Consider the following 14,529-nt stretch of genomic DNA (forward strand, 5'->3'; position numbering starts at 1 on the left):
ATGCCATAATCCTCAGATGCAGGATAAAGGAGACATTTAAGGGGAGGTATGTAAATGTTTAATGCTACAAATAAATTGAAACTTATTACTATTATTATAATATTACCTTTATTAATAAACACTGGATGCTCATATAACAAGCATATGGAAAGTAAAGAAGGAGATTTAGATTCTGTTGTAGTAACATCAAATTCTGAGCATGAAGAAAATTTGCATGTAATAAATAGTACTTATGAAAACATTAACGAGAAGGTCCAAAAGCAAGAAGATATTTATGGTATAACATGGTTATCGGAGGAGTCTATTGTTGCTTTTGTTAAAGGAAACCCAGATGAATGGTATGGACAAATGTACATCTGGCAAGTAGGGGAAACAGAACCAACACTTATTGATGACAAGGAATATAGAATATGTGAACTAATCCCGTCACCAGACCATCAATATTTTTTAGCTGATATAGGTACTTCTATACAACGGATAGGCAGCATTGTTTCAATTGAAGACAAGGTAACGATAGATACATTTGGATGCATTGGAACTGGGTTTTGGTCACCTGACTCTGAATGGTTAATCTTTGGTCAGCTTAGTGATATTAAGCCTAAAATAGATATAGAACTAGATGGAACAGTTGACCTAGTTAAGTATAATATAAAAACAAAAGAAATAATTGTACTTGAGGAGGGCACTTCAGACTATTATTTCACTCTAATAAAACAAGTGGAGGATGGAACAATTATCTATGCAAAAGCTTATTATGAGAGTGATGAGTTAGACGAAGAGGGGAAAATACACTTTTAATTTAGTTTTTGAACTTACAGATAATACTCTTAAATAAAAGATTAAAAACTAAGGGGTAGGGGGATTAATTTATTATGTTTAAATCAAAGAGAATCACATTTACTATAATTGTTTCAATGTTATTTATGATGGCTGTTTGTACATCTATATCTTTTGGAAATGCAGCAGAACCCCCATCAATATTAATAATAGTACCTAATGCACCTAATGACCTTCATATAACCATTGGATCCAATGATGAATATAATGAAGCCAGCAAAAGGGATAAGATTATTGAAACATATTATACTTTTTATTCAAGAGATTTAAGAAACATACATGATTATAACCTGAGAATAAGTACTGAAAACAACAGCTTTGAAATAGCTCTAGAGGAATCATTAAATACATATAATAATGTATTTATACTGAATTTAGAGAATCAATCGTTGACTAAAGGAAAATCAACATCACGATCAATTAAATTAGTGTCATTTAGAATAATATTGACACTTATGATAGAAGGACTGGTATTCCTATTATTTGGATTTAGACAGAAAAGATCATGGATTATTTTCCTCATAATAAATTTAATTACGCAAGGAGGTTTAAATCTTTGGCTTAATGGATTTTCTCCTTTGGCCAGCTATATAATTTTTTCTCTAATATTTGCAGAGTTGATAATATTTGCTGTAGAAATTATTGCATTTTCAACATTAGTAAAGGAGCATAGTGGATATAGAAAAGTTTCATTTGTACTTGTGGCAAATCTCTTAAGTTTAATTGCAGGAGGATATATGATTACAATCCTTCCTATATAATCAATTAGGCATTAACTAATTTTACAAGAGCTAGATTGAGAAAGAGTGTAAAAAAGAAATTGGTGGCAAACAAAACGTCCCCATGGTGGGTTTCAATCAAGAACATTTAACTTTAGAATTTTACAAGTAGTCAAGAATTAATTTATATGACAAAGCACCCTATGCTCTTTAGTGAGAATAGGGTGCTTTGCTGTCATGCCAAGAAAAAGGTGGCAAACAAAACGTCCCTGTGGCTGTGTACGTGGCTGTGGTTAGATTTTTTTATCGTAAATTTTTACTATTATAATATTTAAAAAAACAAATGAAATAAAATCCTATAGAATAACGAAATATCCTACAGAGGCAAACAAGTCTATTAAAAAGAATTAAAGAAATATATTAAAATAAGAAGCTGAATGCTTTTTTACAGATTTTAAGAAAACGTTTACTTAGAACAATAAGCAATGTTTTATAGCGAAGGGCATATTTTGTGCCATTCGTTAATATAAAAAAGGAGGAATAATAATGAAAAAGTTTAAAGTTTTATCTTTATTAATGGCACTTATGATGGTTGTTACTATGTTTGTAGGATGTGGATCAACACCAACAAGTGAACCAGCAGGTGAGGAACCCGCAGTTTCAGATGCACCGCAAAAAATCAAAGTAGGTCTTTCTCTTCCAACACAAAGAGAAGAAAGATGGGTAAGAGATAAAGAAAAAATGGAAGAGGTTGCTGCACAAATGGGTATTGAGCTACTGGTTCGTGTAGCTGATGCCAATATGCAAGAGCAAATTACTCAGGTAGAAGCACTATTAACCCAAGGTATTGATGTTCTTATTTTAGCTCCCCACGATGCTTCAGCAGCAGCTTCATTAGTTGATAAGGCTAAGCAAGAGGGTGTACCTGTAATCTCCTACGATCGACTAATCACCAACACTGATAAATTAGACATTTACTTATCCTTTGATAACGTAAAGGTTGGAGAACTTCAAGGTAAATTCATTACAGAGCAGGTTCCAGAAGGAAAATATATAATTATGTCTGGTGCGCCTACTGATAACAATGCAACACTATTTAAGCAAGGTGCAATGAAATATATTCAACCTTTAATCGATGCAGGAAAAATTCAAGTTATAGCTGAGCAAGCAGTAGATAACTGGGTTCCAGAAAACGCTTTAAGAATAGTTGAAGCAGCCCTTGCGGCAAACAACAATGAAGTTGATGCAATATTAGCACCAAATGATGGAACAGCTGGAGCAGCTATTCAAGCTTTAGCAGCCCAAGGTTTAGCTGGAGATGTTCCGATTACAGGACAAGACGCTGAGAAGGCTGCAGCTAAAAGAATAGTAGAAGGAACACAGTCTATGACCATATTTAAAGATACAAGAGCTCTTGGTCAAGCAGCTATTGAGATAGCAATAGATCTTGCAGAAGGAAAAAATGTAAAAACAAATGGAGCAGTAGATAATGGCAAATTTGATGTACCATCTGTACTACTTGAACCAGATGTAGTTACTGCAGATAACATTAGAGAAGTATTAGTAAATAGCGGCTACATTACTGAAGCAGATCTAAAATAATAGGTGATTTGTTCTGTTAGCCTGCGGGAGGAATAGCTATTTAAGTTATTCCTCCCTCTTTTAGAAAGGTGGATGAAGCAAAATGAGTGAATATATTTTAGAGATGCAGGAGATTGTTAAAGAGTTTCCAGGGGTTAAAGCACTTGATAATGTTAACCTAAAGGTTAAACGGGGCGAAATACATGCTTTAGTAGGTGAAAATGGAGCTGGTAAATCAACCCTAATGAAGGTATTAAGTGGAGTATATCCCTACGGAAAATATACAGGGCAGATACTAATTAATGGTGTAGAACAAAGGTTTAATACTATTAAAGACAGTGAGGCTGCAGGGGTAGGAATCATATATCAAGAGCTAACGTTGGTAAAGCAAATGAATATATGCGAGAATATATTCCTAGGTAGTGAATTTGAAAAGTTTGGAGTAATTGATTGGAATAGGGCCATGGCAGAAACCAACAGACTTATAAAGGAAGTGGGCCTTTCATCTGGCCCTGATACTAGAATTGTTAATCTAGGTATTGGAAAACAACAGTTGGTGGAGATAGCTAAGGCTCTTTCAAAAAATATTAAGATACTAATTTTAGATGAACCCACAGCAGCTTTAAATGAGACAGATAGTGAGAATTTGTTGAGTATTATTAAGGCCCTAAAAAAAGAGGGAATAACCTGTATTTATATTTCACATAAACTTAAGGAAGTCAAAGCCATTGCCGATACCATTACGATATTAAGAGATGGTAGGACAATTGAAAGCTACCCAAACAATGAATTGGTTGATCAAAGTAAGATCATCACTGGAATGGTTGGAAGAGAGCTAAAACAGCTTTTTCCAAGACAAGAGCATACTCCAGGGGATGTTGTTTTGGAAGTGAAGAATTGGAACGTATACAATCCAGAATTACCTGATAGGAAGGCTATTGATAATGTAAGCTTTAATGCCAGAAAAGGTGAAATACTTGGCGTAGCAGGGTTAATGGGTTCTGGTAGAACAGAATTGATGATGAGTCTATTTGGAGCATACGGAATTAATAAAACTGGGGAAATAATTATAGATAATGAATTAGTTAAAGTAAAAGAACCAAGGGATGCCATTGAAAAAGGCTTGTGTTATCTCTCGGAGGATAGGAAAAAAACTGGATTGGTTTTAATGATGGATATTAAAGAAAATATAACTCTTTCCAATTTAAATAAAATTTCCAACATAATGGGAATCAATGAGAATGAAGAAATTAAGGCAGCTAACGAATATGTAAAGGCATTGAAAATAAAGACACCTTCAATAGAGCAAAAAGTAAAAAACCTAAGTGGTGGAAATCAGCAGAAGGTTGTTATAGCAAAATGGTTAATGGCTAAACCAAAGGTACTAGTATTGGATGAACCGACTAGAGGGATAGACGTTGGAGCTAAATTTGAAATCTATAACATAATGAATAAGTTAGCAGATCAGGGTGTAAGCATTATAATGATTTCTTCAGAATTACCTGAAGTTTTAGGGATGAGTGATAGAATTCTTGTAATGCACGAAGGAAAAATTTCTACTGAACTGGATTGGAAGGATGCAGATCAAGAAACTATTATGTACTATGCAACCGGCCAACAGCCTAGAACCCTGAAGGAATTAGAGGAGGTTTAATTCATGATAAGTAAAGTGAAAAGTGAACAAAGTCCAATAGAAATCATCAAGCTATCCCTAAGGAATAATTTTAGACAATATACAATGTTTATAGCTTTAATCGGTATTATGATTATTTTTTCAGCTTTAAGTGACTTTTTCTTAACACCAAGAAATCTTTCCACATTGTTTCTACAAACTGCCCATATTGCAGTATTAGCCTGTGGAGTAGTTTTGGTAATTGTAGCAGGGCATATTGATTTATCTATAGGTGCTTTAGTGGGCTTTACTGGTGCAGTAGTAGCTATTTTACCTGCTCGATTTGGTATTGGTATTATTCCATCTATTATAATAACAATAGCAGTGGGTGCCTTGGTGGGATTATGGCAGGGCTATTGGGTAGCCTATAGAGAAGTACCTGCCTTTATTGTGACCTTGGCAGGCATGATGATCCTTAATGGACTTCTTTTAGGAGTAACAAAGGGAGAAACTGTTGCAACAAGTGGAGTGTTTAATAAAATAGGTGGAGGATATTTACCTAATTTGTTTATTCAAAGTACACCAAGGGATATGATACCCCATGATACAACAGTTATTATAGGGCTGTTGGTAATAGGAGCATATCTTTGGATGGAGTTTTCAAGAAGAAAAGAAAGAATTAAATATGGTTTTGATATACTACCAATGTCTCTATTCATAACTAAAATAGTTCTAGTTATTGCACTGATTTCAGCAATATTTTCTGTAATGGCTTTATATCTTGGTATTCCATATTCTATTTTAATCCTAATGTTGGTTGGTAGCCTCTATACATTTTTAACAACTAAGACCACCTTTGGCCGGCACGTATATGCAATTGGCGGTAACAAAGAAGCTGCAAAACTATCAGGAATCAATATTAAGCAACGAACCCTATGGATATTTATTTCTTCTGGAATCCTAGGAGCAATTGGTGGAATTATATATACTGCTAGGGTGGGTTCAGCAGCTGCTTCAGCAGGCGTTGGAATGGAGTTGGATGTTATTGCTGCCGCTATTATAGGTGGCACCAGTACCTTAGGAGGAGAAGGAACAATCATTGGAGCCATAATTGGTGCACTGGTAATGTCTACATTGAATAACGGCATGCTGTTACTAGATGTAGGAACTACCCAAAGGCTAATTGTACGTGGATTAGTACTTCTTATTGCTGTATGGATTGATATATCCTCCCGTAAAAAAGGAGCATAAGTTTCCCCTTAACATAGAAACATATAAAGAGGATCATTCTTATTAGATAGAATGATCCTTTTGCCATTTATTTACTTAAATATTTATTATATGATATAATATTCCAGTAGTCTAGAGGAAAAATTTCCTTAATTGTTTTAAATTTACTACATAAAGGAGTGAATAACTTGTTCAATAATGAGCCTATTATTAATATAAGAGGGTTAAGAATGAATTATGGTGAAAAAGAAGTGTTAAAAGGTATAAATTTAGAAATATATAAGGGTCAGATTATTGGATATATCGGACCAAATGGAGCAGGAAAAAGTACTACTGTTAAAATAATCCTTGGAATAATTGAAGGATATGAGGGTGAAATTAAAATTTTTGGAGAAGATATTTCACTAAATAGAATCGAGTACAAAAGAAGAATTGGATATGTACCCGAGACTGCCGAAATATATGATAGCCTTACTGGATACGAATATATAACCTTCATCGGAGAGGTATATGGAATGGAGCTGGAGATTATAAACGAAAAGGCTAGGAAGCTAATGGGATTGTTTGGAATAGAGGAAGCATATCACGAGAGAATATCCTCCTATTCAAAAGGAATGAAGCAAAAGCTTTTAATTATAGCCAGTCTTTTGCATAATCCAGATATACTATTTTTAGATGAGCCTTTAAGTGGATTAGATGCCAATAGTGTTATGATTTTTAAGGAAATCCTTGCAGAGCTTGCTTCCCGAGGCAAAACAATTTTTTACTCATCTCATATAATGGAGATAGTTGAAAAAATCAGTAGTAGAATTATTCTCCTTAATGATGGGGCAGTGGTTGCTGATGGGACATTTGGTGAATTAAAAGAGAAAAGCAAAGAGGGTTCCCTTGAAGAAATTTTTAATCAGTTAACAGGCTTCAAAGAATATAAAGAAATAGCAAATGAATTTGTTACTACCCTACAAGGAGTGTAATCAATGGAACATACAAAGATCCTGAAAATTTTAGATGCTTTTAAATGGGTTTATGGAAAACTTGGTGTAAACTATCCTATTATGCGTAAAATTTTGCAGGTTAAACTAATGATGGATGAAAGGCGTACTCCAACGATATTAATAAACAACAATACAAATGCAGAGGAAGGCAACATGTTTGCTAAGTCTCTACTTATGTATGGAATTTGGGGAATAATTATTATGCTATTCATTTTCCCGCCCTTTCCTTTGTTCTACAAAATGAATATAATTATTGGAATGATTCTTTTCTTAGTAATGTCTGTAATGATTTCTGATTATTCATCAGTACTTTTAGATATAAAAGAGAAGAATATTCTAAATCCAAAACCAATTGATAACAGAACTATTAATGCTGCAAAAACAACCCATATTATTATTTACATGTTTATGATAATTTTAGCCTGTGCTGCACCTACATTAATTGCTGGAACCATAAAATATGGAGTGACTTTTGGAATTGTTTTTTCACTTCAGCTATTTCTTATTGCAGGTCTTATTATGTTTTTCACATCATTACTGTACTTTTTTATACTTTTCTTTTTTGATGGAGAAAAACTGAAGGATATTATTAATTATTTTCAAATTATACTTGCAGTAGCTATGATATTGGCCTATCAATTAATTGGTCGTATCTTTGTTATTTTTGATTTCAATATATCCTTTACACCAGCTTGGTGGAACTATTTACTACCCTCAACATGGTTTGCAGCCCAATATACCTTATTCATTGAAGGTAATTATGCTAGCCATTATATAATATTTAGTTTAGCAGGCTTGTTTATTCCATTAATAACTATGGTTATTTACTATAAAGTAGCTTCCCCCTACTTTGAAGGATACCTACAAAAATTAAATAATAATAGTGGAGATACCATTAGAAAGTATAATATAAAGAAGCCTTCAAAATTCGTAAAACTATTATGTCCAAATAAAACTCAAGAGGTTTTTTATATATTTACTAAAAATATGATAAAGAAAGAACGGGCCCTAAAGCTGAAAATATACCCCAATATAGCATTTGCAGCTGTGTTACCCTTTTTAATGTTTATGAGGGGCTTAGATGCTGGATCCTTCCCTGAATTTTTATCAATAATAAGGGAAGGTAGAAATTACTTATCTATGTATATGAGTACAGCACTTTTAATTGCAAGCTATCCTATAATCAGTACAAGTGAAAATAATAAGGCAGCATGGATTTATAAGACTTTACCAATTAAGAATTTATCAGCCGTATATAAAGGATCAATTAAGTGCTTTATAGCTACTATTGTTTTACCTGTATTTTTGTTTGTTTCTCTTGTGTTTACATTAATTTATGGAATAGATATTATAGGCCATATTGCGATAATATTTATTAGCTCTTTAATTACTCTGCTCTTTATTTTTTCTATGATTGGGAAGGAGCTTCCCTTTAGTCAGGATTTTCAATATGTTAAGCATAGCAGTATATCTTCATTTTTTGGAACAGCCTTTATAATCGGTATTTCAGCGGCAATCCATTGGATAATAGCTTCAAGAGGATATAACATAATTCCATATTTAATATTAGTTAGTATTTTTCTAATCGTTTTGTGGATAATCACTTTTAATAAAATAGAGAAATCTCTTAAATATAATTAGATTATCTTAGGTACAAAAATGGCAATGAATCAATTGATTCATTGCCATTTTGATAGAAAGGAGTAAAAACTCAGTATATGTTATCTGTACATTTTATATCGATTATTTACATAATCCCAATCGATTACATTCCAGAAGGCTTGAATATAATCTGGCCGCTTGTTTTGGTATTTTAGGTAGTAGGCATGCTCCCAAACGTCAATTCCCATTAGCACCTTATTTCCATCCATGATAGGATTATCCTGGTTTGGTGTAGATGTAATTTCCAATTTACCCTCTGAGTTAATTATTAACCATGCCCAACCACTACCAAATCGTGTTGTGGCAGCTTTATTGAAGGAATCTTGAAACTGCTGGAAGCTACCAAAGGTATTATTAATTTCTTCTAACAAATCTCCTTTAGGCTCTCCACCACCATTTGGGCTTAAGACATTCCAAAAGATGTCGTGATTATAATAGCCGCCCCCATTATTTCTTACAGCCCAATAAATTTCTGTAGGGACCTGGTCAAGGTATTGAAGGAGATCTTCAATGTCCATATCGGATAATTTGGCATGCCCCTCCAATGCGGCATTAAGATTATTAATATATCCTTGGTGATGCTTTGAATGATGAATTTCCATAGTTTCTTTATCAATATATGGTTCTAATGAATCATAGAAATAGTTTAATTCTGGCAATTTGTAAGTCATATTTAATTCCTCCCTGTATATCTGTATATTAGCTCTATAAGCTCTTGATTCTAATATACCCATAAAGGATAATAATAATCATTATCAATACAAATATAAAAAAATAGCCTGCCGGAGTGGCAAGCTATTATATATATTTCTTATTTAACCTCTACAATCCATCCTTCTGGAGATTCTACATCACCAAATTGTATGCCGCATAGAGTGTCGTATAGCTTTTTAGTAACAGGACCAACCTCTTTTTCGCTGTGGAACACATGTAGATTACCTTTATACTCTATTCCACCAATAGGTGTAATAACAGCAGCAGTACCACAGGCACCAGCTTCTTTAAATTCATCTAGATTATTTACTAATACATCTCTTTCTTCAACCTCCATACCAAGATATTCTTTGGCAAGATACATCAATGAATACTTTGTAATACTAGGAAGAATAGATGGAGATACTGGAGTTATAAATTTATCGTCCTTTGTAATCCCAAAGAAGTTAGCAGCTCCAACCTCTTCTATTCTTGTATGGGTCATTGGGTCAAGATAGATACAGTCTGCATATCCTTTTTCAACTGCAAGCTTATGGGGATAAAGACTTCCAGCATAGTTACCGCCAACCTTAGCTGCACCAGTTCCATATGGGGCTGCACGGTCATACTCAGAAATAGTAAAGTTCACAGGGTTCATGCCACCCTTAAAGTATGGGCCAACAGGCACGCAAAATACGCAAAATAAGTACTCAGGAGCAGGCTTTACACCAAGGTTATCGCCAACACCAATTACAAAGGGTCTTAAGTAAAGAGTAGCACCAGTACCGTAGGGTGGTACATAATCTTCATTTGCCTTAACAACTTGGATACATGCATCGATGAATTTTTCTATAGGCATTTCAGGCATCATTATACGTCGACAGCTAGCATTCATCCGTTTTGCATTCTCATCAGGCCTGAAAAGCTGAATCTTTCCATCCTTAGTTCGATAGGCCTTTAATCCTTCAAAGCACTGTTGTCCATAATGAAGAGCTGTTGAAGATTCGCTTAGTGTGATATTATTGTCCTCAACCAATTGTCCTTCATCCCACTTGCCATCCTTCCACCTTGACACGTAACGTAAATCTGTCTTCATATAACCGAAGCCTAGTTTACCCCAATCAATGTTTTTACTCATGGAATCCCCTCCTTATTATATATACTTTTACAAATGTAAAAGCAAAAATACACCTAAATCTAATACATTAATGTACCAATATAACTAATTTCTATATTAATTATATCACAATTTGATAAATGTACATCAAATTTAACTGGTTGGAAAATAAGTCGAAATGTTTAGAATAGTCAGTATTAGACATACAAACATCCAATTGCAATAGCAGTTTCAATACCTGTTTTATTGTGGTTTACTTATAAACATTTGAGTAATCATGTATCCATATTGTTGGCTAGGGCGTATACCAATACCAATATGAGTGAAATCTGGATTTAAGATATTCTTTCTATGACCACTTGAGTCCATTAAAGCTGTATGGGCATTTTCAATTGAGGCATTGGCGGCTAAATTTTCTCCAGCATGTAGGTAGTCAACACCATAGCTGTCAAGCATTTCGAAGGGACTGCCATGAATTGGAGAGTAGTGACTAAAATAATTGTTGTCAATCATATCCTGAGATTTAATTCTAGCTACGCGTGTTACCTCAAAGCTAATCTGTAAAGGAGGAAGACCATTAGTTTGTCTTGCACTATTAACTAAGTCCACCAGTTGCTGTTCTTCAGATGAAAGGTTTCTTCCCTGTGCTCCTTCCATAGTAGTTTCTTGTGGTTGCCTATTTGGAGTATCATTTTGATCTCCTGCCTGCTCTGGAATTCTTGGCCCAGGCATTACCTGTTGTCTTTCAGCTCCTGCAGAGCCGTCTCCCCACTGTACATCATCTGGTGTTGCTTCTGGAACTACCTCAGTACCCTCTTGGTATTGGGCAAAAGGAATTTCTTCGCCATTACCTCCATTTCTTTCTTTTACAACTGGGGTTGCTGAATCCACCTCTATTGACCCAATTTGATTATTATCCAATTGTATTACATACCAATCGTTAACATGATCTAAAACCCTTACCACATCATTAAGCTTAAGATTTGCTATAGTTTCAAAATCTCTTCCCAGGCCAGATTTGACTTCTACATCATTTTTAGTTATACGTCCATGTTTAACGGGAGCAGTATGAAAGATGGAAGATTCTTTATAATCAACCTGATTGTCACCAGGTGGGCGCTCTTGGGGAGGAGCACAAGAAGTCAACAGAAATAGTGAAGCAAGTAGTATAAAAATTCTATTTTTCATTATTAATACCTCCATTTCAAATTTTGTGAAGCTAATTATATTATTTGCTATTTACCAAAAAGGAATCGTACTTTAACTAAATAATTTATAATTTTTTCAATTTATTATTTCAAGTGGTCAAATTGTAGTTAATACGCTGTCACTTTTTGACATATTACACGAAAATAAAGCAAAGCTTGTATAAATATGATAGAATTAATTATGTATAGCTTTTAATAATAACTAAAGTACTACAGACGTAAGGGGATACCTTTTAGAGGGAGGAACTATGAGACATAAAAAAAGAAAAAGAAGATCAAGCAGGGTATTATTTGTACTGATATCTTTATTTGTAATATCATTGTTCATGCTTAAAGGGCCATTGATGAAGTCGGTTGAAGCAAGACAATATATTGATCCAAATGAAATTAAACTTAGTAAAGTACTGCCTAATTTTGAAGCTATAAGGGTATGGGGTGCCAACGTTATTGAACTAAAGGAAATCCCATTGGCTAGTCGGTTGCTGGGACGAAATTATGGAGTATATGTAAACAATCATTTAACAAAGGAATTTTCTAACTATAATAAAGCTTTAGAATTTGCTTTAGGCCATGAAGATTCCAGTATCAAAAAGAAAACTGATAACGTAGTTCTATGGAATAATTATAGAAGATATGTTTTAATGGAAGGAAACTTCTATATTAATTCCTTCGAAGAAGTCTCTTCAACAATTGAATATGGTAAAGAGCATAGGATGTCATATATTATTGATCAAGAAGAGAATAAACTGGTATGGAGTAACTTTGATAGACAAATTGAATTTACAGATGAGACAAGCCAAGGGGATTTATTCTTGATTAATCCTCAATATCCTGTTTCCAGTGAGTTTATTCCTAATAATATGGTGAATCTGGCTAACCATATCAATTCTTATATAAGGGTTTCTAGAAATGATATGGAAATTGATGAAGTTGCCTTTAATTCTATAACATCTATGTTAAAGGATGCCTACTATGATGGAGCAGATCAAATGGTGGTAATTAGTACCTATAGGTCATATCAAAGGCAAACCACTTTATTTAATAATCGTGTAAATTTTTTATTGGCTTCTATGGGAGCTGATGAGGCTAGAAGAGAAGCGGCAACCTCCGTTGCTATTCCAGGAAGCAGTGAGCATCAAATAGGATTAGGAGTAGATTTCTCTACTTTAAGGAGTATGGGTGTATCTCAGGACTTTGGAGATACAGTAGAGGGTAAGTGGCTTAATAATAATTCATGGAAGTATGGGTTTGTAATTAGATATACAGAAGAAAAGATGGATATAACAGGAATTATAGATGAGCCTTGGCACTTGCGATATGTAGGTGTACCCCATGCTGAACTTATGAATAAGCTGAACCTTTGTTTAGAGGAGTATCTAGAATATATTAAAAATAACCTAGAAGAAGAGTTTGTTGATCATAATGAAGATAGCTATAAAATGTATTATTTTGATTCTATTTACTCAGATGAGCTTTTAGAATTTCTCTATAATAATGATAATATAGCTAGAATATCAGGAGATGGTATGGGTGGAATTATTATTACCACCAATTATTAATATATTACTAAGGATATCAATATGCTTATAAAATTGCATTCAAAAAAAGTGATTCCTAAAGGGGAAAAGCAATGAGAAATACGGAAAATGTAATTTTACAAGAACTAAATAAATTGAATGATGAAATTTTTAGGCTCTATTATTCTGGCTATCATAAAGAGGCAATCAATGAGGCTAATAATCTGCTGTCAATTGCCAAAAACAAGCTAGGACAGCAGCATCCTAGTCTGTCGATTTTTCATGACAATCTAAAGTATATTCGCACCCAGCCGGTGGAAAATTGGAGAAGTAACAGGGTGAATATGCAATTGACAGAGAAAAAGGACAGAATAGATGGTATTAAAAGAGAGCTGCGCTTTACGGAGATATCAGAGGGTGATGTTACGCTATCAGCTGAGGCAGGCACACCATATCAAAACAGAAAACTAATATCTATACTATTTGGACTAGCTTTAATTACTCAAGTAGTCCTAATAACGTTTTATTTTCAGTTTAAGGATATATATTTGAATAGATACCAGGAATATAACCCTAGTGCAATGCTTAATATGGAGGAGATTAACCAAGTAGAAAATTTTATTATTCCAGAATTAAGAGAAAAAGTTATATTGGAAGCACCTCTAATTTTGCAATATCCAGAATTACCCAGAGGCTGTGAGGTTACTAGCCTTGCAATGCTACTTCAATATGCTGGAATAGATATTGATAAAATGACGTTAGCTGCAGAGGTAAAGAAGGATCCGACACCTTATCAATTGAAGAATGGAAAAGTTTTTTTTGGAAATCCTTATAATGGGTATGTTGGAGATATGTATACTCTCCAAAGGCCGGGCTTAGGTGTATACTATGGGCCGATTTTAGAGCTGGCAGAAACCTACATGGAGAATAGAGTAGTAAATTTGACCGGTGGAAGCTTTGATGATCTTTATTACTTTATTAATAAAGATATACCTGTATGGATTATTACTAACTCTCGTTATAAGAAGCTTGGCGATAATCATTTTCAAACTTGGGAAACTCCTACAGGGCCCATTAGAATAACCTATAGACTACATTCTGTATTAGTGACAGGATATGATGATAACTATATATATTTCAATGACCCACTTGTCAATTCGAAAAACAGAAAGATAAAAAAGGAAGATTTTGAGGATGCATGGGTTCAAATGGGAAGGCAAGCAATTTCCTATCTTCCAGAGGGAAAAACATTGGATATGATATTGCCCAATGATAATAGATAATATATAGTATAAAGTGGAATGTATACTGTTTAATTAATAAAACAATTGTAATATTAAATGATTATATAGGAGGAT

At 33.9% G+C, this 14,529-nt stretch carries 12 protein-coding genes; 9 read left to right on the plus strand and 3 right to left on the minus strand.

The window, feature by feature from the left end:
• Positions 1-54 precede the first annotated feature (54 nt).
• The 7 genes from BLP68_RS06735 to BLP68_RS06765 all read left to right on the plus strand — a co-directional run bounded on the left by BLP68_RS06735 (position 55) and on the right by BLP68_RS06765 (position 8,615).
• Positions 55-798: a hypothetical protein gene (locus tag BLP68_RS06735; protein WP_091541570.1), complete on the plus strand. Its 744-nt coding sequence runs from the start codon at positions 55-57 to the stop codon at positions 796-798.
• 74 nt (positions 799-872) lie between these two features.
• The gene (locus BLP68_RS06740; RefSeq protein ID WP_091541572.1) at positions 873-1,598 is read left to right on the plus strand and encodes a hypothetical protein; all 726 of its coding nucleotides are present in this window, start codon (positions 873-875) and stop codon (positions 1,596-1,598) included.
• 504 nt (positions 1,599-2,102) lie between these two features.
• A complete protein-coding gene (locus tag BLP68_RS06745; RefSeq protein WP_091541574.1) occupies positions 2,103-3,158 on the plus strand; it encodes a sugar ABC transporter substrate-binding protein in 1,056 nt (351 codons plus the stop codon).
• 82 nt (positions 3,159-3,240) lie between these two features.
• Positions 3,241-4,791, plus strand: coding sequence for a xylose ABC transporter ATP-binding protein (locus tag BLP68_RS06750; protein WP_091541577.1), 1,551 nt, complete (start codon positions 3,241-3,243; stop codon positions 4,789-4,791).
• A 3-nt stretch (positions 4,792-4,794) separates the two neighbouring features.
• Entirely contained in the window at positions 4,795-6,000 is a 1,206-nt protein-coding gene (locus BLP68_RS06755; RefSeq protein ID WP_091541579.1) for a sugar ABC transporter permease, read from the plus strand.
• 209 nt (positions 6,001-6,209) lie between these two features.
• Positions 6,210-6,953 (plus strand): ABC transporter ATP-binding protein, encoded by a 744-nt coding sequence (locus BLP68_RS06760; protein WP_091541764.1) that lies wholly within the window; start codon positions 6,210-6,212, stop codon positions 6,951-6,953.
• A 3-nt stretch (positions 6,954-6,956) separates the two neighbouring features.
• Positions 6,957-8,615, plus strand: a complete 1,659-nt coding sequence (locus BLP68_RS06765) for a hypothetical protein (RefSeq protein WP_091541582.1) — start codon at positions 6,957-6,959, stop codon at positions 8,613-8,615.
• Positions 8,616-8,695: 80 nt separating this feature from the next.
• Here the strand turns inward: BLP68_RS06765 and BLP68_RS06770 are convergent, their stop codons facing one another.
• The 3 genes from BLP68_RS06770 to BLP68_RS06780 form a co-directional block, all read right to left on the minus strand.
• Complete coding sequence (locus tag BLP68_RS06770; protein WP_091541583.1) at positions 8,696-9,307, minus strand: superoxide dismutase; 612 nt, start codon at positions 9,305-9,307, stop codon at positions 8,696-8,698.
• 140 nt (positions 9,308-9,447) lie between these two features.
• The gene (locus tag BLP68_RS06775) at positions 9,448-10,467 is read right to left on the minus strand and encodes a branched-chain amino acid aminotransferase (protein WP_091541586.1); all 1,020 of its coding nucleotides are present in this window, start codon (positions 10,465-10,467) and stop codon (positions 9,448-9,450) included.
• Positions 10,468-10,689: 222 nt separating this feature from the next.
• Entirely contained in the window at positions 10,690-11,634 is a 945-nt protein-coding gene (locus BLP68_RS06780) for a CAP domain-containing protein (protein ID WP_091541588.1), read from the minus strand.
• A 268-nt stretch (positions 11,635-11,902) separates the two neighbouring features.
• On the opposite strand from BLP68_RS06780, the gene BLP68_RS06785 reads away from it, so the two are divergent.
• Both BLP68_RS06785 and BLP68_RS21960 read left to right on the plus strand, forming a co-directional pair.
• Positions 11,903-13,213 carry a M15 family metallopeptidase gene (locus BLP68_RS06785; RefSeq protein WP_091541591.1) on the plus strand — a complete coding sequence of 437 codons (1,311 nt, stop codon included), beginning with the start codon at positions 11,903-11,905 and terminating at the stop codon, positions 13,211-13,213.
• Between the two features lie 71 nt (positions 13,214-13,284).
• The gene (locus BLP68_RS21960) at positions 13,285-14,454 is read left to right on the plus strand and encodes a C39 family peptidase (protein WP_207647887.1); all 1,170 of its coding nucleotides are present in this window, start codon (positions 13,285-13,287) and stop codon (positions 14,452-14,454) included.
• Positions 14,455-14,529 lie beyond the last annotated feature (75 nt).

Origin of the sequence: Alkaliphilus peptidifermentans DSM 18978 (assembly GCF_900101495.1) — a bacterium.
Lineage (GTDB): Bacteria > Bacillota > Clostridia > Peptostreptococcales > Natronincolaceae > Alkaliphilus_C > Alkaliphilus_C peptidifermentans.